The 10,657-nt window shown below is 61.7% G+C and carries 9 protein-coding genes; 6 read left to right on the top strand and 3 right to left on the bottom strand.

Annotated elements, in window-relative coordinates; genetic code table 11:
• The first annotated feature begins 122 nt into the window (after positions 1-122).
• The 4 genes from H7847_RS22030 (at position 123) to xdhC (ending at position 5,662) form a co-directional block, all read left to right on the top strand.
• Positions 123-557 (top strand): aldehyde dehydrogenase family protein, encoded by a 435-nt coding sequence (locus H7847_RS22030; protein ID WP_227271648.1) that lies wholly within the window; start codon positions 123-125, stop codon positions 555-557.
• Positions 558-965: 408 nt separating this feature from the next.
• Positions 966-2,423, top strand: a complete 1,458-nt coding sequence (gene xdhA, locus H7847_RS22025) for a xanthine dehydrogenase small subunit (protein ID WP_227271647.1) — start codon at positions 966-968, stop codon at positions 2,421-2,423.
• 128 nt (positions 2,424-2,551) lie between these two features.
• Complete coding sequence (gene xdhB / locus H7847_RS22020; RefSeq protein WP_227271651.1) at positions 2,552-4,825, top strand: xanthine dehydrogenase molybdopterin binding subunit; 2,274 nt, start codon at positions 2,552-2,554, stop codon at positions 4,823-4,825.
• A 3-nt stretch (positions 4,826-4,828) separates the two neighbouring features.
• Complete coding sequence (xdhC, locus tag H7847_RS22015) at positions 4,829-5,662, top strand: xanthine dehydrogenase accessory protein XdhC (RefSeq protein ID WP_227271646.1); 834 nt, start codon at positions 4,829-4,831, stop codon at positions 5,660-5,662.
• Positions 5,663-5,732: 70 nt separating this feature from the next.
• Here the strand turns inward: xdhC and H7847_RS22010 are convergent, their stop codons facing one another.
• The 3 genes from H7847_RS22010 to H7847_RS22000 form a co-directional block, all read right to left on the bottom strand.
• Complete coding sequence (locus tag H7847_RS22010; RefSeq protein ID WP_406676032.1) at positions 5,733-6,446, bottom strand: RES family NAD+ phosphorylase; 714 nt, start codon at positions 6,444-6,446, stop codon at positions 5,733-5,735.
• Entirely contained in the window at positions 6,440-6,850 is a 411-nt protein-coding gene (locus H7847_RS22005; protein ID WP_227271644.1) for an MbcA/ParS/Xre antitoxin family protein, read from the bottom strand. The genes H7847_RS22010 and H7847_RS22005 overlap by 7 nt, the downstream gene beginning before the upstream one ends.
• A gap of 99 nt (positions 6,851-6,949) precedes the next feature.
• Positions 6,950-8,086 (bottom strand): aminotransferase class I/II-fold pyridoxal phosphate-dependent enzyme, encoded by a 1,137-nt coding sequence (locus H7847_RS22000; protein ID WP_227271643.1) that lies wholly within the window; start codon positions 8,084-8,086, stop codon positions 6,950-6,952.
• A gap of 130 nt (positions 8,087-8,216) precedes the next feature.
• Here H7847_RS22000 and H7847_RS21995 point away from each other — a divergent pair, with 130 nt between their 5' ends.
• Positions 8,217-9,224, top strand: coding sequence for a hypothetical protein (locus tag H7847_RS21995; protein WP_227271642.1), 1,008 nt, complete (start codon positions 8,217-8,219; stop codon positions 9,222-9,224).
• A gap of 87 nt (positions 9,225-9,311) precedes the next feature.
• Positions 9,312-10,604 (top strand): O-acetylhomoserine aminocarboxypropyltransferase/cysteine synthase family protein, encoded by a 1,293-nt coding sequence (locus H7847_RS21990; RefSeq protein WP_227271641.1) that lies wholly within the window; start codon positions 9,312-9,314, stop codon positions 10,602-10,604.
• Positions 10,605-10,657: the final 53 nt, after the last annotated feature.

The raw sequence follows: 10,657 nt of genomic DNA, 5'->3' as shown, positions 1-10,657 counted from the left end.
GGTCTGCGATACGTCTAAACCAATGTAGTTTTTCATGGTCGTCTCTCCTTCAGCTCAAGGTTTCTGAGATCGACATTAGCCGTTCTCAATGCCCTTGAAGCCGAGCGCTCAGCAGATACGCCATGTCTGCTTTGGTCAATACCGGCAAAACGCAAGGTGCTCGGGTGGTCTGCGGCGGCAAAGGTGTGGGCGGGCTGGTCTATGCCCCCACCATCCTGGCGGATGTCACGCCGGACATGGAAATCTTTCGGGAGGAGGTGTTTGGCCCGGTCGTCGGCGTCACGAAAGTTTCGTCGGATGACGAGGCGATCACGCTGGCAAATCAGACGCAATACGGCTTGGCCGCAACGCTTTATTGCACAGACGTCTCGCGCGCGCACCGATACGCGCGCAAGCTCAAAGCCGGAACGGTTGGTGTGAACAATTACTCCGAGGGCGAGATTTCCACTCCCTTCGGAGGGTACAAAGCATCGGGGTTCAGTGGCCGCGACAATGGCATTCACGCCCATGAGCAATACACGGAACTCAAAACGATCTGGTTCGATCTGACGGCCTAGCCGCCGAGGTCAGGCCCCTGCGTCTGGCAGGGCCACGCGAAGCGTTATATGCTGATCAACCAAACCGCTCCCCTGCACCGCGCGCCGATTGATGCCAATCAGGACACCAAGGCAATATGGGAAGCTTCAGAAACGGACCGGGCCCTCCGAGATATCCTTCAAGGCGACCCTTGGCCTGCCGCACCTGTCCGGTATTCTCCAAAGGCATGGCAGCGCGGCCAATGCGCTGACGTCTTGCATAATCGCAGGGCACAACGCTCTGGCATGGCCTTGTGAGGGCAAAACATCTGGCCCTCGACTTTCAACAGTTGTTTGAAATAGATTACTATATTTTCTTGTATTTCCCGAAATCAGGTCGGGGCATACTCCAAAGGAAATGAGCGTGCCGCGCCGCAGACAGGAGGTCAGATGACGAGCAGATCGGAAATTCGTTTTGTGCTGAACGGGCAGGACATCACGCTCGACCAGGTGGCGGCTGATGAGACGCTGCTGGACTTCCTGCGCATCGATCGGCGCCTGACCGGGACAAAGGAAGGCTGTGCCGAGGGCGATTGCGGGGCCTGCACGGTTCTGGTCGGGCGTCTTCAAGCGGGGGCGCTACACTACGAGCCTGTGAACGCCTGCATTCGATTGCTGGCTTCGGTTGATGCCTGCCATGTGGTCACCATTGAACATCTGTCCGGCCCGGGCGGGCAGCTGCATCCCGTTCAGCAGGCCATGGTTGACCACCATGCCAGCCAATGTGGCTTTTGCACGCCTGGCATCGTAATGTCGCTGTACGCGCTTTGGATGGAAAACCCCGCGCCATTGGAGATTGAGATCGAAACAGCGCTGCAGGGCAATCTGTGCCGTTGCACCGGATATGAGCCGATCCTTCGCGCGGCACAGGCGGCCTCAGACCTGGGCAGCCCGACCGGGGATGCTCTGAACCGCGAACGCAACCACATGACCGGTCGCCTGAAGGCGCTTTGCGATGGCCGCCGTGTCGATGTGCGCAAAGGCACGAGCCGCGCGATCCTGCCCGCCTCGGTCGACGATCTGGCGGAGGTGCTGCTGGCCCACCCCGAGGCGACGATCGTGGCCGGTGCGACAGATGTCGGGCTTTGGGTCACCAAATTCCTGCAAGAGATTTCGCCCGTGGTGTTCCTCAACCATCTGGAAGGGCTCCGCCGGATAGAGGTGGGCCCGGACGGCATTAAGATCGGAGCAGGCGTCAGCTATACCGACAGCCGCGCCGTCCTGACCGCCGGCTACCCGCATCTGGCGGCCTTTTGGGACCGCATCGCGGGGTGGCAAATCCGCGCCATGGGCACGGTTGGCGGCAATCTGGCAAACGGCTCCCCGATTGGCGACACCCCGCCGGTTCTGATCGCTCTGGGCGCCTCCCTCACGCTACGAAAAGGGGCGGACCGCCGCCGCTTGCCGGTCGAAGACTTCTTTATCGATTACGGAAAACAGGACCTTGCCCCCGGTGAATTCCTCGAAAGCATCCATGTGCCGCAGTCGAAAAAAGGCACAAGGCACGCAGCCTATAAAATCTCCAAACGCCGGGATGAGGATATCTCGGCGGTCTGTGCGGCGTTCAACCTGACGGTCGAGGACGGCACGATCACGGCCGCGCGGATCGCGTTTGGCGGGATGGCAGCGACCCCGAAACGAGCCGCCCATGCCGAAGCAGCCCTGATCGGCCAGCCCTGGGACGAGGCCACGCTGATGCAGGCCGCAGCCTGCCTTGACGATGATTTCAGCCCGCTGACCGATTGGCGCGCGAGTGCGGCCTATCGCCTGCAGGTCTCAAAAAACCTGTTCCGCCGCTTCTGGCTGGAGCAACAGGGCACAGGTCAACCCGTCCGGCTGAGCGCATGAGCGAGGAGGGCGGCATGAACAGGCACGACACGCCTCAAGCGCCAGGGGCGACCGATCCGGGCAGCGGTCCCGCACGCGCGCGAGCCGCCGCAGGCACCCGCCCGATCAAAGGGGGCGTGAGCAAAGACATGCAGCACGACTCCGCCATCAAACACGTGACGGGCCGGGCGACGTATTGCGACGACATTGCGGAGCCTGCGGGGACGCTGCATGCCTATCTTGGCCTGTCAACACGCGCCCATGCCCGGATCATGGAGCTGGATTTCAGCGCCGTGCAGCGTGCCGCCGGCGTTGTGGGTGTGCTGACGGCGGCGGACATTCCCGGCGTCAACGACGTCAGCCCCACGGGGCGCAATGATGAGCCGGTCCTTGCAGAGCAAAAGGTCGAATTCTGGGGCCAACCTGTCTTTGCCGTTGTGGCCGAGACCAGGGATGCCGCGCGCCGGGCGGCAAGGCTTGCCAGGATCACCTACGAAGACCTGCCCCATGTTCTGGAACCGGACGTGGCCCGCGCGCAGGGGGGGCCTTACGTCACGCCGCCGCTGACCCTCAAACGCGGGACGGCCGAGACCGAACTGCTAAAGGCACCCCACCGCCTCAAGGGTGAGATGCGCGTCGGCGGGCAGGATCACCTCTATCTCGAAGGGCATATCGCCTTTGCTCTTCCGGGCGAGGATGACGACGTCACCGTGCATTCCTCAACCCAGCACCCGACCGAGGCGCAACATATGGTGGCCCATGTACTGGGCGTGCCGTCAAACGCCGTCACCGTGAATGTGCGCCGGATGGGCGGGGGCTTTGGCGGCAAGGAAACGCAGATGAACCTCTTTTGCGCCGTGGCTGCCGTGGCCGCCAAGAAGTGGCACCGGCCCGTCAAGATCAGACCGGACCGCGATGACGATATGTCCGCCACCGGCAAACGGCATGATTTTGTGATCGATTATGAGGTCGGCTTTGACGACGCCGGCGTGATCTGTGCGGTCAAAGCCGATTTTACGGCCCGCTGCGGTTTTTCCTCGGACCTGTCAGGGCCGGTCACGGACCGGGCGTTGTTTCATGCCGATAACGCCTATTATTACCCCAATGTCCTGCTGAATTCGCACCCGATGAAGACCAACACGGTCTCCAATACCGCCTTTCGGGGTTTTGGCGGGCCGCAGGGGGTGATGGCGGCAGAGCGGATCATAGAGGAGATCGCCTATGCCCTCGGTCGCGATACCTTCGACATTCGCAAGGCGAACTTCTATGGCACGGAGACCCGCAATGTCACGCCCTACCACCAGACGGTGGAAGACAACATCGCGCCGCGGATCGTATCTGAACTGGAGCAGAACGCTGACTACCAGTCGCGCCGTCAGGCTGTACTGGACTGGAACGCAAAGGGCGGTGTCATCCGACGTGGCATCGCACTCACACCGGTTAAATTCGGCATCTCCTTTACGGCGACGTGGTATAATCAGGCCGGGGCTCTGCTGCATATCTACACCGACGGCTCGATCCAACTGAACCACGGCGGCACAGAGATGGGTCAGGGGCTGAATACCAAGGTGGCCCAGGTCGTGGCGGAAGAATTGCAGGTCGATATCGACCGGATCAAGATCACCCGGACCACCACGGAAAAGGTCCCCAATACCTCGGCAACGGCGGCCTCCTCTGGGTCCGACCTCAACGGGATGGCCGCCCAGGACGCCGCCCTTCAGATCAAGGAACGGCTGACCGATTTCGCCGCCGAACAGTGGCAGACCGACCGCAGCAACATCCGTTTCATCGCCAATGCAGTCCAGATCGACGAAGAAACCGTGCCCTTTGCCGACTTCATCCGGCAGGCCTATATGGCGCGCGTTCACCTGTCCGCCGCCGGGTTCTACAAAACGCCAAAAATCCATTGGGACCGCGCCACCGGCAAGGGCCGCCCGTTCTACTATTACGCCTATGGCGCGGCCTGCTCGGAGGTATCGGTGGATACACTGACGGGAGAGTACCGGGTCGAGCGAACGGATATCCTGCATGATGTGGGGCGGTCTCTCAATCCGGTGATCGACAAGGGGCAGATCGAGGGGGCCTTTGTGCAGGGTATGGGCTGGCTCACCACCGAGGAGCTGTGGTGGGACGCGCAAGGCCAGCTCCGGACCCATGCGCCCTCAACCTACAAGATCCCGCTCGCCTCCGACCGGCCCCGGATCTTCAACGTGGCGCTGGTCAGATGGTCTGAGAACCGCGAGAACACGATCAAACGGTCAAAGGCCGTGGGTGAGCCGCCGTTCATGCTGGGCATCTCAGTCTTCGAGGCGCTGTCGCATGCGGTCGCCAGTGTCGCGGAGTACCAGACCTGCCCCCGCCTTGACGCCCCCGCCACACCTGAGCGCGTGCTGATGGCCATCGAACGCTTGCGGCGGGGCTGAGCCATGGATCTGGAGACCTTTTTCCGCAGTCACACCAACATCGTGCAGGTGCGCCTGACCCGTGTGCGGGGGTCTTCACCGCGCAACGAAGGCACCGAGATGTTCGTGGCCCCGGGCGGCGTTCACGGCACCATCGGGGGCGGGCAGCTTGAGTATATGGTGATCGACAACGCGCGGCAGTTGCTGCGCGCGGGCGAAGAGACCCGCGCGATGGATGTCCCCCTTGGCCCCGATATCGGGCAATGCTGTGGTGGCCGGGTTGAGCTGAGCCTGTCCCGCATGCAGACTGCGGGCCTTGAGGCAGCTCTTAAGGCCGCGCGCGATGCCAAGGCCGCGCAGCCGCATGTCTATGTCATGGGAGCGGGCCATGTGGGGCGCGCGCTGGCGCATTTCTTTCAGGCTCTGCCGGTGCGCTGCATCCTTATCGACAGCCGCGCGGAGGAGCTTGCCTTATCAGATGCACAGGTGGAAAAACGTCTGCAGGCTGTCCCGGAGGCCGAGGTTCGGGGAGCGCCTCCGGGCAGCGCCTTCGTCATTCTGACCCACGACCACGCTCTGGACTATCTGCTGACCGCAGAGGCGCTGCGGCGCGGGGATGCCGCCTATGTGGGACTGATCGGATCAGCCACGAAACGCGCGCGCTTTGAGAGCTTCTGCGCAGAGACTGAACCGCAGCTGAACACTACGGCGCTGGTCTGCCCAATTGGCGCTTTCGGCAGTGCCGACAAGCGGCCGGAGGTGATCGCCTCTTTCGTCGTGGCCGAGGTTCTCGCCCGTCTGACCCCGGTCCGGACACCCCGAGAGGAACCGGGCCTGCGACAGCCCAGCCGACGCTAGCCGCAGTCCAAAGCACGCTTTGATGCCGGGGGGACCGAATTTCCGCCCAACCCTTTGCACCACGCCGGTCTTATGTGACGCGGAAGACATCCCCGCCCGCCGCTTCCCGGATCAGATCGACGGTCTGCCCGTTCCAGTGATAATCCAGATGACGGCCCTGCACGGGCGCGCAGGCGAGGTCTGGATAAAAGAGCCCGACACAATCCCCCTCGGCCCGCACACTGGGATAAGCAATGCCCTGAGCCTGCTTGCGGCGCAGCGCGTCTGCAAAGGCTTGCGCTGCACGATAGTCCTCCGGGTCCAGCAGATCACCCGCATCAGAGGCCACTGCCCGGATGTCATGCAGCGCCGCCTCGACCTCCAGCACAAGTTCGCGAAACTGCGAGGTCCAGCCCGGCGCCTGATCCGTCTGCGCCATAAACCTTGCATGGTGATAGATGGTCTCGTGCACCGCGGTTTCAAAATCGCTGGCAATATAGAGCACACCCAGACGTCCATCGGAAAAGCGGCTTGGCCGGGCGGTGCTCGTATGCGTGAACGGGGCCATCAGGAAACTGGACCCAGGCCCACCCACCCGCCGCTCCGGCGGAATGAGGTCGAGATTGCCGATACTCTCCATCAGACGCGGGTTTGTTTTCTGCTCTGCCGAGATCAACAACGGCCAGTCTTCCGGCTCTGCAATGTCTTCAAAGAGGTCAATCGGCGGGTAGACGCTGCGGATGATGCGGCGGCCCTGTTCCCAATGTAGCTGCGAAACCGGTACGTCGGCCGGCGCGATCACCACCCCCCCCGCTCCGCGTCAAGGTAGCGCCGCACCCGCATCAGATCGGTCAATTCGCCATTCAGCATCACCGCCAGCGCGGTTTGGTTTGCAAATGCGCCATTCGGGGCCTTGACCCAGCTATAGGCACGCTGGGGTTCGGTAAACAGGATCCGCAGCGCCTTGTGAATGCCAAGAATGTTGGACAGCCGCGCCTTGGTGTCGCGATCCAGCCGCCCCGGTTGCCCCGCCTTCCAGCGCCGGTAGGTCCGTATCGGCAAGTCGAGCAGGATCGCGCCCTCCTCATCCGTGATCGCCCATTTGCCAAAGAGGTTGAAAACAGCGCGCAGCATCGCGCGGCCCTCCTCATCCGAGATCGGTTCAGGTGCAAAATCCCCGGCAGTGGTTTCTAATCTATGCAGCGGCATCGCTCTACCTTTTGGCACGCATACCAGATATCATGCCAAATGGCAATCAAAACGAAGGCCCTGTGCCTTTGAGGCATCCGACCGCCTTTGGATGCCACGCTAGTGCCCGTTGCGCATCAGATGGGCTTCAAAGGCGGCGAGACCTTCTTCAAGCCCGTGACGCCCCAACCCGATCCGGAAATGGTCCTCCGGCACAGGGCCCAGATCCGAGCTGTAGATCGAGCTGGGCAGCACCAGCACACCGCTTTGCTCCACCAGATCACGGGCAAAGGCTTCGACACCATCTTTACCCTTGTAGCGCGGGTAGGCCATGCAGGACCCATCCGGTCTGCGCCATTCGAAGAGTTCAGGATAGCGCCCAAAGAACGCCTCCCACCTGGGCATGTTCTCATCGACGGTGGCGCAGTTTCTGGCCAGAATCTGCGCGCGGTTCTTGAGTGCAATCATCGCAAGCCGCTCGCTGGGCCCTGAGTTGCAGATCGACAGATAGTGCTTCAGCCGCTCCATCCTGGACAGCAGCGCGGTATCCTGAGCGGCAATCCAACCGACCCGAAGGCCGGGCAGACCGTAGGATTTGGACATCACGTTGAGCGACAAGCCCCGCTCATAGAGGTCCGCGATAAAGGGCAGATGCACCGCATCACTGGGGCCCAACCCGTTGAATATCTCGTCGTGCAGAATATAGATGCCATGTCTGCGACACAATTCGATCAGCGCTTGATACCGATCGAGCGGCAGAATGGCACCGGTGGGGTTATGCGGGAAATTCATCGTCAACAGCCTGGTGTTGGGCCGGATCGCAGCGGCAACGCGGTCAATATCCAAAGACCAGCCGTCCTGCGGGTCCAGCGGCACGCCGGTGGCCGAACAGATCGAGACCGGCAGGCTCTCGTGCGACTGGTAGTTCGGGGTGATGACAATCGCATGATCGTCTTTGTCCAAAAGCACCGCATTGGCCGCAAAAATCCCCTCGCTGGCCCCGGCAAAGCACAGGATGTTCTGTGCGGCCTGCCCGACATAGGTCCGGGCGATCTGCTCTCTGAGGTCCGGGGCCCCGTAGGTTTCGGTGTAGCCCAGCCACATCTGCTCAAATCCCGCGCGGTCCTCCGGCGCGGCCATCGCCAGCAGATCGCCGAGCGACATGCTTTGGGCGTCCGAGGCTGTCAGGTGATGACGGGCCTTGAACTCCCATTTCGAAAAATGTGTCTCAAGGCGGAAATCGGGCAAGGTGGTCATCAAAGGGGTCCAATTCTACAGTGTCGGGGCGTCCTGCCTACGCGATTGTGTGGCAATGCTCAATTTGCTTTAGTTGCCGGACGCCTGACCCTATAACGCTTGTACCTCGGCACAGGCACAAAGCAGCGTCATGGCGTCACCAGAGCAGAGCATAGATCCGCACTTTAATGTCGTGGTTGTCGGCCAAAATGGCAGGCTGGCCTATGAAGCGCTGCTGTTCGCCGCCTCTCTGCGCCATTCCAGCCCGGCCTTTTCGGGCCGGTTGCTGATCGCGGAGCCTCAGCCGGGGCCGCTCTGGCCGGACGATCCGCGGATATCGAATGACGCCATTCGCACATCACTGGCGGATCTGGGCGCAGAGATCGTCCCGTTCCACGCCCGGCACTTCGGGGCGGAATACCCCTATGGCAACAAGATCGAGATGCTGAAGTCCCTGCCCCAAGACGTGCCGTTCATCTTTTTCGACACCGATACGCTCATCACCGGAGATCTCTGCGCCGTACCCTTCGACTTTAACCGCCCCAGTGCCTCGCTCCGGCGCGAAGGCACCTGGCCAAAGCCAGAGCTTTATGGTCCCGGATATGCGGGTCTGTGGAAATCGCTTTACGATGCTTTTGACCTCGATTTCGACAGCTCGCTTGATCTCAGCCAGCCGGATGAATACTGGAAGCGATACCTCTACTTCAATGCGGGCTTTTTCTATTACCGCTGCCCGCAGGCGTTTGGCGCACTCTTTGAACGCTACGCGCTGGCGATCCGAGACGCGCCACCGACAGCCCTTTGTGCGCAGGAAACCTATCCCTGGCTCGACCAGATCGCCCTGCCCCTGGTGATCCATGCGTTGGGCGGAGGGCGCGACACCTTGCCGGGCGGCTATCTCGACGGGTCGGTCAGCTGTCATTACCGCACGTTTCCCCTGCTCTATGCCCGCGAAAGCACCCATGCGGTTGAGGTGCTGGAACGGGTCACGGCCCCAAACCGGATCAAGAAGGTGCTCAAGGGATATGACCCGATCAAACGTACCGTCTATCACGGACGGGGCGCAAAGGTGCGCGCGCTCTTTGACCAGGACAATCTGCCCCGACGCGAGGCCAAGATCAGGAACACGATCAAATCCAACGGGTTCTGGATGCGGTGAGACCCCGCCCGCGCCGGGGCCGCCCTTGTGTGCCTGCCGTCCATGTCCTAACCATGGCGCAGCACCAGCCTCAGGAGGACACAAACCATGACAGACGGCCCCAGCTACGGCTTTGATACCCTGCAAATTCATGCAGGTGCACGGCCTGATCCGGCAACCGGCGCGCGGCAGACCCCGATCTATCAGACCACGGCCTATGTCTTTCGCGATGCAGACCATGCCGCGGCCCTTTTCAATCTGCAGGAGGTGGGCTTCATCTATTCGCGGCTGACCAATCCCACGGTCGCCGTGCTGCAGGAACGCGTCGCCACGCTTGAGGGCGGCGTCGGGGCGGCCTGCTGTTCTTCGGGGCACGCCGCCCAGATCATGGCGCTTTTCCCGCTGATGGGGCCGGGAAAGAACATCGTCGCCTCCACCCGGCTTTACGGCGGCACCGTCACCCAGTTCTCCCACACCATCAAGCGGTTCGGATGGGACTGTACCTTTGTCGATTTCGACGATCTCGATGCGGTGAAGGCTGCGATCAACGACGACACCCGCGCGGTCTTTTGCGAAGCCATCGCGAACCCCGGCGGCTATATCACCGATCTCAATGCGATCTCGGCCATCTCGGACGCTGCGGGCATCCCGCTGATCGTCGACAACACCTCGGCCACGCCCTACCTCTGCCGCCCCATAGAGCATGGCGCGACGCTGGTGGTGCATTCCACCACCAAATACCTGACGGGCAATGGCACGGTGACCGGCGGCTGTGTGGTGGATTCAGGCAAGTTCGACTGGTCAGCGAATGACAAGTTCCCCTCGCTCAGCGCTCCCGAACCCGCCTATCACGGTCTGAAATTCCATGAGACCTTTGGCCCGTTGGCCTTTACGTTTCATTCCATCGCCATTGGTCTGCGCGATCTGGGCATGACCATGAACCCGCAGGCGGCACACTACACGCTGATGGGGACGGAAACGCTGTCTCTGCGGATGGAACGCCATGTGGATAACGCGGAAACGGTCGCGGGCTGGCTGGAGAAAGACGACCGTGTTGACTATGTGACCTATGCCGGGCTTAAATCCTCACCCTACCATGATCGGGTCAAGAAAATATGCCCGAAAGGCGCGGGCGGGCTCTTCACCTTTGCGATCAAGGGCGGCTATGACGCCTGCGTGAAATTCGTCAACGCATTGGAGATTTTCAGCCATGTGGCGAACCTGGGCGACACGCGCAGCCTCGTGATCCACTCGGCCTCCACGACCCACCGTCAGTTGACGGCCGAACAGCAGGAAGCAGCGGGCGCGGGGCCCGGTGTGGTGCGGATTTCCATCGGCACCGAAAACGCCGAGGATCTGATTGCCGATCTGGATCAGGCGCTAGCCAAAGCGACAAGCTAACCCACCGGTCAAGCACACGCAAAGGGCGGCCCCAAAGCCGCCCTTTATTTTTT

The sequence above is a fragment of the Roseobacter weihaiensis genome (genome assembly GCF_020622345.1).
Classification (GTDB): Bacteria; Pseudomonadota; Alphaproteobacteria; order Rhodobacterales; family Rhodobacteraceae; genus Roseobacter; species Roseobacter weihaiensis.
Note: the sequence above shows the minus strand (reverse complement) of the source record. Positions and strands in the feature narration are given on the sequence as shown.

Excerpts from the sequence above, each read along its gene's own strand:
- H7847_RS22030 (WP_227271648.1), top strand. The coding sequence starts at position 123 with ATGTCTGCTTTGGTCAATACCGGCAAAACGCAAGGTGCTCGGGTGGTC.
- xdhA (WP_227271647.1), top strand. The coding sequence starts at position 966 with ATGACGAGCAGATCGGAAATTCGTTTTGTGCTGAACGGGCAGGACATC.
- xdhB (WP_227271651.1), top strand. The coding sequence starts at position 2,552 with ATGCAGCACGACTCCGCCATCAAACACGTGACGGGCCGGGCGACGTAT.
- xdhC (WP_227271646.1), top strand. The coding sequence starts at position 4,829 with ATGGATCTGGAGACCTTTTTCCGCAGTCACACCAACATCGTGCAGGTG.
- H7847_RS22005 (WP_227271644.1), bottom strand. The coding sequence starts at position 6,850 with ATGCCGCTGCATAGATTAGAAACCACTGCCGGGGATTTTGCACCTGAA.
- H7847_RS22000 (WP_227271643.1), bottom strand. The coding sequence starts at position 8,086 with ATGACCACCTTGCCCGATTTCCGCCTTGAGACACATTTTTCGAAATGG.
- H7847_RS21995 (WP_227271642.1), top strand. The coding sequence starts at position 8,217 with ATGGCGTCACCAGAGCAGAGCATAGATCCGCACTTTAATGTCGTGGTT.
- H7847_RS21990 (WP_227271641.1), top strand. The coding sequence starts at position 9,312 with ATGACAGACGGCCCCAGCTACGGCTTTGATACCCTGCAAATTCATGCA.